The organism is Pseudomonas muyukensis (assembly GCF_019139535.1).
GTDB lineage: Bacteria > Pseudomonadota > Gammaproteobacteria > Pseudomonadales > Pseudomonadaceae > Aquipseudomonas > Aquipseudomonas muyukensis.
Window position 1 is genome coordinate 5,050,305 of the sequence record NZ_CP077073.1, and the last position, 16,956, is coordinate 5,067,260.

16 protein-coding genes are annotated in these 16,956 nt (G+C 56.9%); 8 read left to right on the forward strand and 8 right to left on the reverse strand.

Annotation, left to right across the window (positions count from 1 at the left end; all coding sequences use genetic code 11):
- Positions 1-62 precede the first annotated feature (62 nt).
- Together KSS95_RS22410 and KSS95_RS22415 are read right to left on the reverse strand one after the other, a co-directional pair.
- Positions 63-848: an APH(3') family aminoglycoside O-phosphotransferase gene (locus KSS95_RS22410; RefSeq protein ID WP_367616932.1), complete on the reverse strand. Its 786-nt coding sequence runs from the start codon at positions 846-848 to the stop codon at positions 63-65.
- Between the two features lie 133 nt (positions 849-981).
- The gene (locus KSS95_RS22415) at positions 982-1,569 is read right to left on the reverse strand and encodes a TetR/AcrR family transcriptional regulator (RefSeq protein WP_217849727.1); all 588 of its coding nucleotides are present in this window, start codon (positions 1,567-1,569) and stop codon (positions 982-984) included.
- Between the two features lie 122 nt (positions 1,570-1,691).
- Here KSS95_RS22415 and KSS95_RS22420 point away from each other — a divergent pair, with 122 nt between their 5' ends.
- Entirely contained in the window at positions 1,692-2,891 is a 1,200-nt protein-coding gene (locus KSS95_RS22420; RefSeq protein WP_217849729.1) for an MFS transporter, read from the forward strand.
- Positions 2,892-3,069: 178 nt separating this feature from the next.
- On the opposite strand, the gene KSS95_RS22425 is transcribed toward KSS95_RS22420, so the two are convergent.
- On the reverse strand, positions 3,070-3,243 hold the full coding sequence (locus KSS95_RS22425; protein WP_217849731.1) for a hypothetical protein: 174 nt from the start codon (positions 3,241-3,243) through the stop codon (positions 3,070-3,072).
- 306 nt (positions 3,244-3,549) lie between these two features.
- Here KSS95_RS22425 and KSS95_RS22430 point away from each other — a divergent pair, with 306 nt between their 5' ends.
- The 7 genes from KSS95_RS22430 to KSS95_RS22460 all read left to right on the forward strand — a co-directional run bounded on the left by KSS95_RS22430 (position 3,550) and on the right by KSS95_RS22460 (position 10,798).
- Positions 3,550-5,106 (forward strand): phosphorylase family protein, encoded by a 1,557-nt coding sequence (locus tag KSS95_RS22430; RefSeq protein ID WP_217849733.1) that lies wholly within the window; start codon positions 3,550-3,552, stop codon positions 5,104-5,106.
- Positions 5,107-5,155: 49 nt separating this feature from the next.
- The gene (locus KSS95_RS22435) at positions 5,156-6,103 is read left to right on the forward strand and encodes a CBASS oligonucleotide cyclase (RefSeq protein ID WP_217849734.1); all 948 of its coding nucleotides are present in this window, start codon (positions 5,156-5,158) and stop codon (positions 6,101-6,103) included.
- A 5-nt stretch (positions 6,104-6,108) separates the two neighbouring features.
- Entirely contained in the window at positions 6,109-6,588 is a 480-nt protein-coding gene (locus tag KSS95_RS22440; protein ID WP_217849736.1) for an HORMA-1 domain-containing protein, read from the forward strand.
- Positions 6,585-7,481, forward strand: coding sequence for an AAA family ATPase (locus KSS95_RS22445; protein ID WP_217849738.1), 897 nt, complete (start codon positions 6,585-6,587; stop codon positions 7,479-7,481). The genes KSS95_RS22440 and KSS95_RS22445 overlap by 4 nt, the downstream gene beginning before the upstream one ends.
- 27 nt (positions 7,482-7,508) lie before the next feature.
- The gene (locus KSS95_RS22450; RefSeq protein WP_217849739.1) at positions 7,509-8,063 is read left to right on the forward strand and encodes a 3'-5' exonuclease; all 555 of its coding nucleotides are present in this window, start codon (positions 7,509-7,511) and stop codon (positions 8,061-8,063) included.
- A gap of 176 nt (positions 8,064-8,239) precedes the next feature.
- On the forward strand, positions 8,240-8,698 hold the full coding sequence (locus KSS95_RS22455; protein ID WP_225935542.1) for a hypothetical protein: 459 nt from the start codon (positions 8,240-8,242) through the stop codon (positions 8,696-8,698).
- 1,371 nt (positions 8,699-10,069) lie between these two features.
- A complete protein-coding gene (locus KSS95_RS22460) occupies positions 10,070-10,798 on the forward strand; it encodes a hypothetical protein (RefSeq protein ID WP_217849741.1) in 729 nt (242 codons plus the stop codon).
- A 49-nt stretch (positions 10,799-10,847) separates the two neighbouring features.
- Here the strand turns inward: KSS95_RS22460 and KSS95_RS22465 are convergent, their stop codons facing one another.
- The 5 genes from KSS95_RS22465 to KSS95_RS22485 form a co-directional block, all read right to left on the reverse strand.
- Complete coding sequence (locus tag KSS95_RS22465; RefSeq protein WP_217854064.1) at positions 10,848-12,059, reverse strand: tyrosine-type recombinase/integrase; 1,212 nt, start codon at positions 12,057-12,059, stop codon at positions 10,848-10,850.
- A gap of 307 nt (positions 12,060-12,366) precedes the next feature.
- A complete protein-coding gene (gene guaA / locus KSS95_RS22470; RefSeq protein WP_134691670.1) occupies positions 12,367-13,944 on the reverse strand; it encodes a glutamine-hydrolyzing GMP synthase in 1,578 nt (525 codons plus the stop codon).
- A 77-nt stretch (positions 13,945-14,021) separates the two neighbouring features.
- Positions 14,022-15,491: an IMP dehydrogenase gene (gene guaB, locus KSS95_RS22475; RefSeq protein WP_134691671.1), complete on the reverse strand. Its 1,470-nt coding sequence runs from the start codon at positions 15,489-15,491 to the stop codon at positions 14,022-14,024.
- Positions 15,492-15,577: 86 nt separating this feature from the next.
- The gene (locus KSS95_RS22480) at positions 15,578-16,135 is read right to left on the reverse strand and encodes a sugar ABC transporter ATPase (protein WP_217849743.1); all 558 of its coding nucleotides are present in this window, start codon (positions 16,133-16,135) and stop codon (positions 15,578-15,580) included.
- Positions 16,136-16,185: 50 nt separating this feature from the next.
- On the reverse strand, positions 16,186-16,941 hold the full coding sequence (locus KSS95_RS22485) for a sulfite exporter TauE/SafE family protein (protein ID WP_217849745.1): 756 nt from the start codon (positions 16,939-16,941) through the stop codon (positions 16,186-16,188).
- Positions 16,942-16,956: the final 15 nt, after the last annotated feature.

Here is a 16,956-nt window from a genome sequence, read left to right on the forward strand (position 1 = left end):
AGGGCGAATACGATACACCTGCATTTGCGAAAGATTAAGTGAAGTCTTGTCGCAGGCAGTGTTCAGAAGAACTCGTCCAGCAGCCGATAGAAGCGGTTCTTGCCGGGATCGTCCGGCAGACCGTAGGCCGCCAGGAAGGGTTGCACCCATTGCTCGCCCAGGTCGGCGGCGATATCCCGGGTAGCCAGCGCCAGGTCCTGCCAACGGTCGGCGACGCCCAGGCGGCCGCAATCGATGAAGCCGGTGAAGCGCCCGTCCGCGGCCATCAGGTTCGCCAGGCAGGCATCGCCATGGGTCACCACCCGGTCTTCTTCTCTTGGCCGCGCGGCGAGCATTTCGGCGAACACATCGGCGGCGCTGCGCCCCAGGCGCAACGGATCGAAGTCGTCCTCGTCGACCAGGCCCTCCAGCATCCGCGCCTGCGCCAGGCGTACCCGCGCCGCCAGCGCATGGTCGAACGGGCACTGCTCGACTGGCAAGCGATGCAACTGGCGCAGCGCCTCGGCCAGCAGCAGCACCGTGGCCCGTGGTGCCTGCGTGGCTGTCGCCTCCAGGCAGCGCCCCGGCACGGCGCTCATCAACAGCCAGTGCCAGCCACGCTCGGTAGCGACATCGATGATGTGCGGCACAGGCTGGCCGTGCTGCGCCATCCAGCGCAGACGGCTGATTTCGCCAGGCAGTTCGGCCAGCGCGGTGACGGGCTCGGCCTTGACGAACAGATCAGCGCCAGCCTGGCGGCGGACACGCAGCACGGTTGCGCCCGACTTGCCGAGGGTTTGTGCCTCAAGCGCCAGGATGCCATGGGCTTCGCCCCAGCCTTTGGGCAGGTTGCAGTCAGTCATCGTCATCTGTGCTCCAGGCGGGTTTGCCTGCAGTGTGGGCAAAAAGGCTCGTGGGGTCTGTGAACAATCGTATCGGCGCCGACGGCGCGTTGCCTGCGTGGCCAGCCAGGCTGGCGCCTACGCGGTCGAGACCGCCTGATCATTTACCGGCCAGCAAGCCGTGCAACAGCAGGTCCAGCGCCTCGAGGCTCTGCACCAGGCGCGCATCGCCATCATCCCCTTGCGCAATCCACACCGCGGCCTCGGCCAGGCTGCCATAGATCAGCGCCGCCAGCGCCCGTGGCTCGGCCTGCAGCATCACGCCCTCCTCGACCAAACGCTGCACCACCCGCTGCATGGTCGCCAGGCAGTGCTGGTGCGACGCTTGCGAGGCACCGCCGAGCACCGCGCGGGCATCGCGCAGCACGATGCGCTGGATGTCCCGCTCCAACGCCATCTCCAGGTAGGCGCGGCAACGCCGGCGAAAACCGTCCCAGGCATCGTCGGCGCTGTCGGTGATGCTGTTCAGGCGTTGGTCCACCTCGTCGTCGATCTGCGCCACCACCGCCACGAGCAAGCCTTGCTTGTCGCCGAAGTGGTGGTACAGCGCGCCACGGGTCAACCCCGCGCGGGCGGTCAGGTCGTCCATCGAAGTGCCGACATAGCCGTGCTCGCTGAATACCTGGCGCGCCGTGGACAGTAGCGTGGCACGGGTTTGCTCCATCTCGGCGCGAGTGCGTCGGACCATCCTGCCCCTCCTTTACCTACGGATTGCATGATTGCTTACATTCAAAGCGTATGTATATGATCCATTCATACGCGCTGCACGTATTCTCCCCAGACCTCCTCACCGTGACAAGGGACTGAATCATGAGCACCTCCACACCTGACGCAATCGCCCTTCCACGCCATCCCTGGCTGGCGGTCGGCACAACCGGCCTGGCCACGTTCTCGGTGGTGACCACGGAAATGCTGCCTGTGGGGCTACTGACCCCTATCGCCGAAGCCTTGGGCACCAGCACCGGTTCGGTCGGGCTGACGCTGACCCTGCCCTCGCTGCTGGCAGCCCTGTTCGCGCCCGTGGTGGTGCTGGCCGCCGGTGGCATGGACCGGCGGCGGATCCTGTGCGCTCTGCTGGTGCTGCTGGTGTTCGCCAACCTCGCCTCGGCGCTGGCGCCGGGCATCAGCTGGCTGCTGGCGGCGCGGGTGCTGGTCGGCTTGTGCATCGGTGGCATCTGGGCGATCGCCGGCGGCCTGGCCACGCGCCTGGCCCCCGACCACGCCATCGGCCTGGCCACAGCGATCATTTTCGGCGGCGTGGCCGCCGCCTCGGTACTCGGTGTCCCGCTCGGCGCGTTGCTTGGCGAACTGGCCGGCTGGCGCTGGGCGTTCGCGGCCATGGCAGTGCTCGGCGTACTGGCACTGGCACTGCTGATCGCCTTTGTGCCGCCACTGCCCGTCGCCAGCGCCATCACGCCCGGCGACTTCCTCGCGCAATCCGGCAACCGCGCCCTGCAAGCGGGGCTGTTACTGACGCTGCTGCTGGTCGCCGGGCATTTCATGGCATTTACCTTCGTGCGCCCGCTCTTGCTGTCGCTGTCCGGCTTCGACGGGCCATGGATCGGCGCCTTGCTGTTCGCCTACGGGATCGCCGGCATGCTCGGCAACTTTCTGGTCGGCCTGCTGGCAGCCAAACGACTGGGCATGACCCTGGCGCTGATCGCGCTGGGCCTGCTGTTGGTGCCCCTGATCTTCCTCGGCATTGGCCAGGCGCCTGTCGGGGGCGGTATCGCCCTGCTGGCCTGGGGCCTGGCCTATGGCGGGGTATCGGTGGGCCTGATGACCTGGATGATAAAAGCGGCGCCGGCCGCCGTGGAAGTGGCCACGGCCTTGTTCATTGGCCTGTTCAATGTCGGCATTGCCCTGGGCTCGTGGGCCGGCGGCCAGATTGTCGACCACTTTGCCCTGCAGCACTTGCTGTGGCTCACCGCGACGGTCTTCGCCGTGGCGCTGCTGTTGGCCCTGACTCAGGGGGCACGCCCGGCCAGCAGGCTCGGCGAGTGCTGCTGAGATAACGCAAAAGCCCGCCAATAGGCGGGCTTTTGCAGTTATCGAGTGCCGACCGTGGTCGGCTGCTCGATCATTCCCACTCTATTATCAATTAGCTAATAAAGACCATGAAAAACGGGACTTTTGGAGATTACATAACTGTAAAGCCATGAAAAATGCCATGCACGCCATCAAAATTTCAAGAAGTCGGATTAGCCTCTCTCGAGGCAAAGGCGACCAACAGCTGCCTCTCCAGGATGGCTAACTCATCCGCGTTACCATCACGAATAACCTCCACCAACAAGTCCTCAGCATAGGACGGGGCGGCCTGGAAAAGCTCTGCCATTGCCTCATCATGACTACGGTCTTTCATCAATCGCTCCTAGTCGTAGATGCCCTAAACGTTCAAGAATAGCCTGCTTAGGCCATCGCAAGACGGTCCGATTCTGGCCGACTCCAGCCTATTACGACAGACGCCTGCCGGTCGGCAGGTGCCCAAACGAACACCAGAATCTCGCCGGAAGCAAGCCTTCAAAAGTAGAGTTTCCGCGCTTTCAGCCACCGGTTGTGTCAACAAAAAAGCAAATAAAAAAATAGTGGCACTCTGCCTTGCAATCGCCTTTTCCGTCCCCAAATACGAAGAACTGAACTCAAAATCGGTCAGGGATGAGAACGATAAATGCCCCCAATCCAATCGAATTCAACAACTGCAAACTCTCTTTTGCTGGAATCGAGACACATTCTGCTGGCTGGTAGCATTTCAAATACCACTGAGAACGTACTAGTCGACAAGGCACACGAATTTGTCGACTCGTTTGTCGAGGAAGTGATCAACGCTGGCGGCGGCTTTGTCGTTTATCTTGCCGCAGAGCCAGTAAATACAGATGGCAAGGCGCTGTTGTTTGACTGGACGGTCGCTAGGGCCATTGATAGGTTGCTTCCTGGCGAAAGCTCGCAGGTTCGCCTGAAAATTGTGGCAACTGAAGAGCGACTCCAGTCCAAAGCAAGCGCCGTCCAGCGACAGTTGATCTATGGAATGGTGGCACGAGGCGTTGCCGAATTGATTCCGCTTGAAGACGAAGTGCTAACGGGGGGGAATGTCGGCGATGAGCAAATTGAGCATGCTACGGCGATGGTGGCCCTCGGCGGTGGGAAGGGTGTCCTAGACCGCGCACGAAAAATGAGCAAGAAAATGTTGCCCGTGCTGCCTCTCGATCTGCAGCTCGGCGCAAATAGCGAGGATGGCACAGGGGCACTGGGTGTACGCAAAAATTTCTTAACTAGCCCTCTGACCTATCTGCCAAATACCGGTAACAAGGTCGCAAAAATCCTGTCTGCGCTCTCATTGCAAGAGCCAGTTATGGCCCTTGCTGATATCAGCAAGCGCATTATCAAAATTTTTCATGATGAAGAACAGGCTAGGATCGAGGCATTGCCTCCAGATGTACTTGTCCTGACCGCTTTGGACGTCGAGCTCGCTGCAGCCAAGCAAGCACTAGGGATAGCTACCGATGCCGAGCATGTGACCACAAAAGATGGCATTCACATATGGAAGGCTCCCGTCACCAAGCGGGGCGGAAAGACCGCAAGTTGTGTGGTCGCGTGTTTTGCGGGGGCAGGCAACATTGACGCGGCTTCTGTTACTTCCATGCTCCTGGGAGAGCTGAGACCCGCGAATGTCATGATGCTTGGTATCGCAGCTGGCATGCGGGAGAAATGCAAACTTGGAGAGGTTGTGCTTGCTGAACGTATTGTCGCCTACGATGGCGCAGCTCTTGTTGCGGGAGGCGCAGTTGAACATCGGCCTGAAATTACCAGGCTAAACACGCGCGTGCGCCAAGACGTAGCCTCCTATCTCTCGGATAGAGAGTCTGTCGTTGCCCGTCTCACGGAAAGCTACAAGACACTAGATATCGTATTCCCTGAAAATGTTGAGGCCGGGCCTGTCGCTGAAGGAGTGATGCCAAAGACAGCTACCGTCGCGAGCGGTGAAAAGCTCCTTCGCGATCCGGAGAAGTTCTTAGCACTGCGCGAGCTTCATGGCAAAACCGAGGTCGCAGAAATGGAAGGGGCTGGTCTATTTGCCGCGTGTGCGAACTTCGGAAAGCCTGTTCTGATGGTGCGCGGAATCAGCGACTTCGGTGATTCAGTGAAGGACAATAGATTCCATCTCTTGGCGGCTAAGGCTGCCGCAGCAGTCACTGTCGATTACATAGCAAACGGCATGACTCTTTAAGAAAAAACGCCAACCCAGTTCATTGACGACGGATAAAACTGGAGAAACAATGCCACTGTCTAACACAGAGCTCGAATATTTCGATCACAACGTGTTGCGCCTCCCGGCGGAGAAACGCAAGGAGTATCACGCACAAGTCGACAATCTCGTAAGCGAACTAAAAAAACGCATCACCGACAAGTCAGAGCTGAAAGTTACTAAAGTGGTGAAGGCCGGTTCCTTTGCCAAGTACACTATCCTGCGCAAAGTTGACGACTATCCGACGGACATTGATGTCGTTTTTTACATCACCGGCGTGAATGAAGATAGCAAGTCCTACGAAAAACTTTGCAACAGAATTTATGAATTGCTATTGGAAATCTATCCAACCAAAAAGGTTGAAGATTTCGAGATCCAGCGTCGTGCAGCGACCGTAGTGTTCGTCAAAAGTGGCCTCAGCGTAGACATCGTACCTGTTCTACAAGACAGTTCGAAACCGGATCATGGCTGGCAGCTCGACATCAAGACTGGAGAGAAAAACCTTACTTGCGCTCCGTGCCACATACAATTCGTCCGCAATCGCAAGGATAAAGATAAGCACTTTCGCACATTAGTGCGCTTGGCGAAGCGCTGGAAGCATTTTCACGACCTGCCCGGGCTAAAATCGTTCCATATCGAGTTAATCATGGCACATCTTGTCGATACGGAAGGCCCAGCAGAGAATATCGAGAAACGCTTTAGAGAATTTTTGCTTTACATCGCTCAAACCAGATTGAAGAAGCGTATCGATTTTCCGGAAAACAGTGGAAAAACTGAGGTCAGCTTCAGCGATCCAGTCGTGATCATCGACCCAGTAACTCCAGAGAACAACGTTGCATCACGTATCACTAAAGATGAGCAGGAGCTTATTGGTGCTGCCGCAGAGGCTGCCTGGGAAGCAGCGACTTATGCATCAGTAAAAAACAGCGATGACGTCTGGAAAGAAATTTTTGGTGGCCGCTTCAAGATCAGGGACTAAGAAGGATGAGCACCTATACAAGCACGAGTACCTATACGGTAGCGGATGTTGAAGAAGTCATGAAAAGTGTCAGGGCTGACATGATTATGATTGCAGGATCTACCAAGGCAATGACCGAACAGACTGCGATTGATTATGCGCATGATATCGAAGCGTTAGCCAAAAAGAACTATCTCGCAGTCGCTGACGTAACGCTTATGGACGGATCCACCGAGGTACGTGCAATCAAATATCAATTTCAATCCGAGGGAGCGACGGGGTCATCCCGGCCCGGTGGTGTCTTGTGGCCTTTGACGCCGCATGGATGGATCCGTGTTAACTTGCGCTATACCGCGTTAGGGACATCCGAAAAACGTGCAGAGCTTTCCTTGAAGATTTCATGGACCCCTTCGAAAACTGACACCAGTCACAAAACGCTCAGTTCTTCAGCCGAACGCGGATATAGCAGCAACGGCTTTGGTACAAATAGAGAGGATTTTTCGTGAGTTCGCAATCCGTATTCGAGGCAAAAACTAATCTGCCGACGCTCTCTTTGGATGCCCAAGCCGAAAAATTGCTGGGGTTTGAAGCACGCTATCAAAGAGTTATGAAGCGCCTGCAGCTAATTCTTCAAGCGAATGAGCTGGAGCAATGGAGTCAGAAGCACCACAAGAAGAAGCTCGCAGTAGTCGGCCTGCTGGACGATCAATACCCACTGGCCATTTTCCATGGGGATGTGGGTACCGGAAAAACCGCAACCGCCGAGGCGATTGCAAACCGGTTGGCTCGTGATGCAAGGCTCGAAGATGCCATCCTCTTCAAGCTTAGTAATAAAGTACGTGGAACCGGCAAGGTCGGTGAAATGGGTACTCTTATTACCCAAGCTTTTGAAGACATTACGCGCGCTATAGGACCAGGCAAAGGCCGTGCTTTTCTCATCATTGATGAGGGCGATTCGCTGGGCGCTTCGCGCAGCCAAGCTCATAGCCACCATGAAGATAAGGTTGGCGTGAACACCCTGATCCAATCGATCGACACCTTGCGCAAGCATGGTGGCCGGATCTTCGCCGTGCTATGCACTAACCGCTTGGCAGCTCTTGACGCTGCGGTCATTCGCCGAGCGTCAATTGTCGAGGAGTTTACGCGGCCTTCCGATGCAGAGCGCCGCGAACTGTTCGTTAAAGACTTGGGGGACATGAACTTCTCCACCACCGAAATCGGGAAATTGGTAAAAGCGACAGCCGCTACGGAAACTAAACCATCGTGGACATACTCCGATATTCGTACGCGGCTGTACCCAGCAGCGGTATCTCTGGCGTTCCCGAGCTCGCCGCTGACCGCTGAGCACTTCCACCAAGCAGCTGCGGAACTAGATCCATCACCTGTGATGCACGGGTGATGGTCAACGGCTCACCGGAGTAAAGCAATGAAGAAAAGGCGTGAAGTTTTTATTTCAGTCGATGTTGAAACTACTGGCCCCCTTGTCAGCGAGCACAGCATGCTTACGGTGGGCGCATGTTTAGCTTATCAACCAGATATTTCCTTCTCAGTCATGTTGAAGCCTATCAGCAACAAATACGTCGCTGCAGCTCTTGAAGTGACGGGACTGACCTTGGAGGAGGCTGAAAAGGAAGGTTTGTCACCAAAAGACGCAATGGAGAAGTTTGCCGAATGGGTAACCTGCCACACACCTGAAGACGGCACACCAGTGTTTGTAGGTCTAAATGCCCCGTTCGACTGGGGATTCGTGAACTATTACTTTCTGCGATATCTTGGTAATAACCCGTTCGGCTTTACTGCGTTAGATATTAAGGCTCTCTTCATGGGTGTCAAAGGGTGCACATGGCATGACACAAAATCTAGTGTTATTGACAAGATTGTGAATCCTTGCCTTAAAGGAGACCACGATGCCCTCCATGATGCTCGATACCAAGCTGAGCTATTTAGGTTGGTCTATGAATTAAGCCAGAATGCCAAATAGCAAATTCAGATTCGCGCAGAGAGTGTAAAACACGAGGAAGCGCTTCGATGCCCCCTAACTCACGAAAAAGGCGAGAGAGAGCTGATTTATCACCTGGGTATAAATCAGCTCTCACGCCACACAAAACGCATGAGTTTCCAGACTTGTTTCAAAAGACATACTGAGATCTGTACATTATGAGTGACGAAAAAACCACACGCTCACTAGAGCACGCTTGGAAGTATTTTGAGCTACATGCACAACAGCGAATGACTGTATTTAATTTTTTTCTTGCAATTTCTGGCTTAACTGCAGCCGGTATTGGTGCCGGATTGCAGCAAGGGGATAAGTTTTCAGCGTTAGTATGCTTGCTGGGCTGCTTCCTTTTCTTCATCGCATTTCTATTTTGGAAATTAGACCAGCGCGTATCCTTAATGATCAAAGCGTCCGAGAACGCAATTATTGCTTTAGAACAAGCTGCAGTAACCAAAGAAGCTTCGATTTTTTCCAACGAGCAGCCATTGAGTAAATCTTTTGGAGTTACGACAACGTGGTCCTATGGTAGATGCTTTCGAACATGCTTTATCTTGGTTGCGCTTTCTGGGCTATTTTTTATTTTTGCGCCTTACTTAATGAGTATGACATGCTCACCATAATGAAAGCGTAATAGCTTAAAGATTTTAATATTTCACTAAGAAAGGCGACATGCTGCGTTACACTAGATATTCATGTCGCCCGCCTCTGTCCGTGCTTCGCGGAGGTCCACTCTGGGCCAAAAGAGGCAGCCGGTCGAATAAAGCGTTTTCCCTTTTCGGAGCTAGCTACCAAAACCGCCTTATTGCGACACTGCCCTCAAACGACATAAGTAAATTAGCTTACGCAGCTTAACGCGTAAACATCCGTAGGATCTATAGTTGAAGCGGATCGACCATGTTCTTCATGCAAGTTACTACTGAGCCTAAAAAATTCCCAATCGGCTCAGGCCGACATTGCGTAAAGCAATAGTGCTCATTGGACTGTGGTAACTCCGAAGACCTGGGGATCGGCACAAAAAATATGAGAATGGGCTTGATACGCGGCAAGCACGTTAAATCTTTCAAGCAGCCTCATATCATTATGATGATGCTGTGCTGAAAATTTAATATCGAACGATCCTACTTGCTCCTTCATATGCGACGGGATCTGTACAACCGTCTAACAAGGATATGGGCGGTTTGAACGGTCAACGCTTGAAGGGGTTCTGTAGATTCTGCGGCGCGCGAGCAGAGCTAGCATTGTTCGCAGAAGGTGAAGGTCAGCGTGACCTTGATGAACACCTACGCCTGAGCAACCTGTACTGCACCACCCACCGCCCAAAGACACCGGATGGACGCTGGAACCCGGCATACAGGCAAGCAATGAGATCTGTAGCGCAGTTCGACCTAGAGCTGGCCAGATTGAGTAGACAATGCGCGATACGAGCAGAGCCTAAGGCAAAGTCTGGTGACGAGCTCGTCGACGCGTATATCTTTCGATACATGCTTAGCCAAACCCTACACCTAGCGGACGAAGCGGAGCTAAGAAATCTCGCTCGACTAATGGTGGACGTGAAACTGACAGACCGAAGAAAGCAAATCCTCGTACTGCAAAAATTCGGCTTCAACCAGTCAGAAATTGCTCGCAGACTGGAGATCGAGCGCCAAGCAGTGTCCAAAGCTCTTCGCTCAATTCCTGATTGCTTTCGACTTTCGAAAGAATGAGTGAGTCAAACTGCGTCATTACACACATAGGCCCAAACGTTTGCACTCGACGCGTCCAGTCACTTGCATTTGATCCGACTAGATCTCTTACATGGCTAACGAAAAAACAGGTCTCCACGACCAGCAGCCCCCCTTTTTTCGGCCCCTGCTTCTGAAGAAAAACGGCCGCCTGGTTGTTTTCTCGCCCCCACTTAACGCGTCATGGCGGCCTCTTAGAAATCCGAAGCTTTACAGACCATCTTAGGCATTACAATACAAACCACCTAAATTACACAGAGCGGTTATTACATGGAAAGTGCTAAGGAACTCAACGTAAATTCAGGCTACACAGCAGCGATAGATGACTTGAAAAGGAGAGCCAAGCGATCTAGGACAGCAAGACTCTATATAGCTTTGGGCTTGTTAATTTTAATGAGCCTTGCAGTGGCGGCTGTGTTTAGTTCGAGTCAGACCAGGACATATTCACTCCGAGAACTTGGCGAGAAAATCTCTTTTAACAAAATGCGTGACCCTGGATTATTTTTACGCAAATCCAACGATCTCCTCGAGAAGATTTATCCTGACAGCATCATTAACATGGGAAGGCGGATGGATGGCGAAGACGTCAAGGAAGAAAGTTTTACAATGGATGAGCGCACCGCCTACATGCGCGAGCTTGAGCAACTGGTGAATTTCTATGAGCGCACCCAGACAGCGTATTCGAAACAGCCATTTGTACAAGAAACACCGGAATGGACAAGCTCCGTATCGTCTATGGCTTTTACATTTGGCGCTATAGCTGTTTCAATTCTATTATTCCAAACAGCAGTTTCCTTTATAAGGTATTACTCACAGCTAGCAGAGCTTTATGACTCGCAAGCTAGCGCACTATTGGCCGCAAATAACGACCCAGAAAAGTTTGTAAAATATTCAGAGATGCTCTCCCCATCAGGCGTTAGTTTCGGAAAGCCTCCTGTGAGTGTGTATGAGCGAGCATTTGAAGCAATAGCATCAATTAGAGGGAAAGAGACGAAGTAAAGACCGACACAGAACTCAGAAGAACCCGCCTCTGGCGGGTTCATTTTTGCTACCCAGTTGTTTTACGAGGTCTCTTAAGCGTCCATTCATCAATCATATCGGCCCAATCCTGCAACATAGCGCGACGCTGATCCCGGTACTCGGCCTTGTTGTAGACAGCTCGCACACCCTTCTGCTCGTGCGCAAGACACTTCTCGATCCAGTCGGAGTTGTAGCCCGCCTCATGCAGCAGCGTGCTGGCCGTGCGTCGCAGATCGTGGGGACCGAATTTGCCTAATGGCACCCCTTCCTTTTGCGCAAGGCGATAAGTGAGCGTCAGTACTTGGTTGATCGTGGCCGCACTCATTGGTAAATCGGAGTCGTAGCGTGACGGCAGAACGTAGTCTGAACCTCCAGCCAAGGTTTTCAACGCGATGAAGAAATCCAATGCCTGCTGGGACAGAAACACCAAATGAGGGTTACGACGCTTCATCCGCTCTTTGGGGATCGTCCACAGCGCCTCGCTGAAATTGATCTCACCCCACGTCGCATTGGTAAGCTCGCTCTTGCGCACCATTGTCAGCAGAAGGAGCTTTGCCGCAGCACGAACCGAAGTCGCGGTACCGATTCTGTCCATGTACTGGTACATCAGCGCAATTTCATCGGGCGTCAACGCACGGTCACGTGGCTCAAATTTCGCGATGCTGGCAGGCCGTACCAGATCTGCCGGGTTTTCAACCTTCTGGCCACGCTCAATGGCCCAACGGAAGACTTGCAGCACGATCTCCCGCGAGTGGACGGCGGTTGCAGGGGCACCCCGCTCCACTATGGCATCCGTCAGCGCACGCAGATCCTCATGGGTGATTTCGACTAGCTTCTGATTGCCAAATTTCGGCTTCAACTCACGCTCGTAGACTGATCGACGCATGTCTCGCGTCGAATCCGCCATCTGGTAACCGCGCAGCCATTTTTCAGCCCAAGCGTCAAAAGTCTCAGCACCCTTCGTGCGCGCCTTCGCACGCGCTTTTTCCTTAGCTGGAGACTTTCCAGCGACGACCATCTTCTTCGCCTCCCCTAGCCGCTCGCGAGCCTCTGCCAGAGTGATCCCCCCTAAGCCATAACGACCGAAGGTGATGGTCTCCTGCCGGCCGTTGATGGAGTAGTTGTAGCGAAAGGAGATTGAGCCGGCTGGGGTGACGGCCACGTACAAGCCGTCACGGTCAATCACCTTGTAGAGCTTGTCCTGGGGCTTGAGATTTCGAAGCTTGGTATCGGTGAGCATGGCTTCCACTATTTCCATGAAAAAATACCATGCTCTGAAAAGCTCGGAAAAATGGGGTCCATCCCCAGTAAAACCGGGCCTTTAGGCCAACTCGATACCATGCCAACACTGAGGCAAAGGACATGGTATTGAGCGTCATGCATGGCATTAGATGCAGTCAATACCCCGTACCATGCCACACAAACACCGTGCTTGGCGATGCAGAACGCTACCCGAATTTGCCAGACCCAAAAAGCCAAAAGCCCGCAATTACGCGGGCTTCAGGGCATTTTTTGCTAGATCGTGCCGGGCAATGCCGGACGTCCAATCATTCCCACTCGATGGTGGCCGGCGGCTTGCTCGACACGTCGTAGGTGACGCGGGAGATACCGTCGATTTCGTTGATGATACGGCCGCTGACGGTTTCCAGCAGCTCGTACGGCAGGTGCGCCCAACGCGCGGTCATGAAGTCCACGGTCTCGACGGCACGCAGGGCCACGACCCAGGCGTAGCGACGGCCGTCGCCGACGACGCCGACCGACTTGACCGGCTGGAACACCACGAATGCCTGGCTGGTCTTGTGGTACCAGTCGGCCTTGCGCAGTTCTTCGATGAAGATATGGTCGGCGCGACGCAGGATGTCGGCGTATTCCTTCTTCACTTCACCGAGGATGCGCACGCCCAGGCCTGGGCCCGGGAACGGGTGGCGGTAGACCATGTCGTAGGGCAGGCCCAGCTCCAGGCCGATCTTGCGCACTTCGTCCTTGAACAGTTCGCGCAGCGGCTCGACCAGCTTGAGGTTCATTTCCTCCGGCAGGCCACCGACGTTGTGGTGCGACTTGATCACGTGGGCCTTGCCGCTCTTGGCGCCGGCCGACTCGATCACATCGGGGTAGATGGTGCCCTGGGCGAGGAACTGGATGTTCTCCAGCTTGCTGGCTTCGGCATCGAATACGTCGATGAAGGTGCGGCCGATGATCTTGCGCTTCTTCTCTGGGTCGGCTTCGCCGGCCAGGTTGTCGAGGAACTGCTTCTCGGCATCGGCGCGGATCACCTTGACGCCCATGTTCTCCTTGAACATGGCCATCACCTGGTCGCCTTCGTGCAGGCGCAGCAGGCCGTTGTCGACGAACACGCAGGTCAGCTGGTCGCCGATGGCGCGGTGCAGCAGCGCGGCAACCACCGAGCTGTCGACACCGCCGGACAGGCCCAGCAGGACGTTGGCCGAACCCACCTGGGCACGCACCTGGGCGATGGCGTCCTCGACGATGTTCGAAGCCGTCCACAGGGCTTCACAGCCGCAGATGTCCTGGACGAAGCGCGACAGGATGCGACCGCCCTGCTTGGTGTGGGTCACTTCCGGGTGGAACTGCACGCCGTAGTAGCCCAGGGCGTCGTCGAACATGCCGGCGATCGGGCAGCTCGGGGTGCTGGCCAGCACATGGAAGTTGCCCGGCATCTGGGTGACCTTGTCGCCGTGGCTCATCCACACGTCCAGGCCCAGCACGCCGTCGTCGTCGACATGGTCTTCGATGCCGTCGAGCAGGCGGCTCTTGCCGACCACGTCGACACGGGCGTAACCGAACTCGCGCAGGTCGGAACCTTCGACCTTGCCGCCCATCTGTTCGGCCATGGTCTGCATGCCGTAGCAGATGCCCAGCACGGGCACTTTCAGGTCGAACACCGCCTGCGGCGCGCGCGGGCTGTTGGCTTCGTGGACCGACTCGGGGCCGCCGGCCAGGATGATGCCGCGCGGGTTGAATTCGCGGATCGCTTCATCGTCCATGTCGAACGGGTGCAGTTCGCAGTACACGCCGATCTCGCGCACGCGGCGGGCAATCAGCTGGGTGTATTGGGAACCGAAATCGAGGATCAGGATGCGGTGAGCGTGAATGTCGAGGGCCATGACTCAATCTCGTCAGTGGAAATCGGAAACGACGCGGGGCTGTGTATGACAGCCCCGTTCGGTAATTGCTGGAAGCCTCAGCCTACGCGGTAGTTAGGGGCTTCTTTGGTGATCTGTACATCATGCACATGGGACTCGGCCATGCCGGCGCCGGTGATGCGCACGAACTCCGGCTTGGTCCGCATCTCTTCGATGGTGGCGCTGCCGGTGTAGCCCATGGACGAACGCAGGCCGCCCATCAGCTGGTGGATGATCGCGGCCAGGGCGCCCTTGTACGGCACGCGGCCTTCGATGCCTTCCGGTACCAGCTTCTCGGCGCCGGCCGAGGAGTCCTGGAAGTAACGGTCGGAGGAGCCTTGCGCCTGCGCCATGGCACCCAGCGAGCCCATGCCGCGGTAAGCCTTGTAGGAACGGCCCTGGAACAGCTCGACCTCACCCGGCGCTTCTTCGGTACCGGCGAACATCGAACCCATCATCACGCAGGAAGCACCGGCGACGATGGCCTTGGACAGGTCACCGGAGAAGCGGATCCCGCCGTCGGCGATCAGCGGCACGCCAGTGCCTTCCAGCGCCGCGGCAACGTTGGCGATGGCGCTGATCTGCGGCACGCCGACACCGGCAACGATACGGGTGGTGCAGATCGAGCCTGGGCCGATACCGACCTTGACCGCGTCGGCGCCCGCTTCGGCCAGGGCCTTGGCGGCGGCGCCGGTGGCGATGTTGCCGCCGATCACCTGCACTTGCGGGTAGGTTTCCTTGACCCAGCGAACGCGGTCGATCACGCCTTTGGAGTGACCGTGGGCGGTGTCGACGACAACCACGTCAACGCCGGCGGCAACCAGGGCGGCAACGCGCTCGCCGGTGTCCTTGCCGGTGCCGACCGCGGCGCCGACGCGCAGGCGACCCTGGTCGTCCTTGCTGGCCAGCGGGTAGGCCTTGGCCTTCTCGATGTCCTTGACGGTCATCATGCCCTTGAGGGCGAACTTGTCGTCGACGATCAGGACTTTTTCCAGGCGGTGCTTGTGCAGCAGCTCGCGGACTTCGTTCTTGTCGGCGCCTTCGCGGACGGTGACCAAACGCTCTTTGGGGGTCATCACGTCGCGAACCTTGGCGTCCAGGCGGGTCTCGAAGCGCACGTCGCGGGAGGTGACGATGCCGACCAGGTCGCCGTTCTCCAGTACGGGAACGCCGGAGATGTTGTTCAGGCGGGTCAGGTCGAACAGGTCACGCACGGTGGCGTCGGCCTCGATGGTGATCGGGTCCTTGACCACGCCTGCCTCGAACTTCTTGACCTTGCGTACTTCGCCGGCCTGCTGCTCGATGGTCATGTTCTTGTGGATGATGCCGATGCCGCCTTCCTGGGCCATGGCGATGGCCAGACGCGCTTCGGTCACGGTATCCATGGCGGCGGAAACCAGGGGAATGTTCAGCTCGATGCCACGAGTCAAACGGGTCTTGAGACTGACTTCATTGGGCAGTACCTCGGAGTAGCCAGGTACAAGGAGGATATCGTCGAAGGTCAGGGCTTCTTGGCTGATACGCAGCATCGCGGGGGCTCCCGGGAGGGAAAAATGGAAGCGCGCCATTATACCCATGCATGGCGCGCCGCTCAATGCAAAAAAGGGGCCTTCGGTCAGCCTTGCGCCAGTTTCACCTGCACGACCGCCACCGGCTGATCCAGCCAGTCGGCGAAGCTGTCGAGAAAGGCCTGGGTAAACCCGGCCTCGCCCCAGTTATTGAAGATGAACCCCAGGTTGGAAAAGGCACACGGCTGCAGGTACAGGAAGCCATTGATGTCATCTTCGAAGCCGCACAGCGGGCAGGTGAAGTTGTCGCTCACCCCAGGCATCCACTCTTCCAGGCTCTCGAACAGCGGCTCGCCGACCTCGCGCCGGCACTGCGGGCAACCGGCTTCCTCGAGAAAGCCTTCGCTGGGCGTGTAGATGCAGCGCTTGAGCATCACTTCCAGGCCATTGACCTGTTCGCCAAGCGGTAGTTTCTCGGGGTGCAGCGCAATCTTGCGCGCCCCGGCGGCCAGGGCATGGCCCATGCGGTTGCCGGTACGGCCACAGGTGCTCAGTTGCTCCTCGACGATCTTCTCGCGCACCAGCCAGCGCAAAATGGCGCGGGCGCGGGCTTCGTGCACCGGCACGGTGGACTGCTTGGGGACGATGATGCTCTGGGTATTCATGCTTGAGGCGGGCCTGCGAACTGCGGTAATGGCGCAATTCTACCGCCTGCTCAGGCACTCAGGTAGCGACCGATCAACGCCAGGCCGCTGGCCAGCACCAGCCAGGTGATCAACCGCACGAAGGCCTCGCGGGACAGCCTGAGGGTCAGCCGTCGCCCCAGCCAGGTACCGGCGAACATCACCGGCAGCAGGCAGGCGGCCAGCAGCAGCAGGCTGACGTCGGCATACACGCCGGCGATCAGGAACAGCGACAGGCGCACCACCGTGCTGCAACTGATCAGCGCGACCTGGGTCGCCCGCACCTGTTCCTTGCCCTCCAGCCGTGCGCTGAGGTAGATCGCGTATAAAAAACCGCCACTGCCGAACAGTGCGCCGAACAACCCGCCCACCGTGCCCATGGGCACCGCCCAGGCACCCGACAGGCTCGCCGGGCGCACCTTCACCGCCAGGCCATAGACCGCATAGGCGGTGACGAACAAGCCCATCAGCAACAGCAGCACATCCGACTTCAGGCGCAGCAGGAACACCACGCCCAGCGTGCAGCCCACGGCCATGAACGGCAGCAGCCTGAGCAGTTCGCCGCGTACCACGTCGCGCCGCGACGGCAGCAGGTTGCCGAAGGCGGCGACGAAGTCCAGCAGCACCAGCAACGGGACGATCCGCGACAACGGCATGAAATGGATCAGCACGGGCCCGGCCACCAGCGCGGTGCCGAAGCCGGCAATGCCAAAGACGATATAGGCCGCCCCGACCGCCAACAGGATGGGCAGCCAGTCAAGCGTGGAAAACGACAGTTGAGCGAACATCGGGGCAATTCCTCA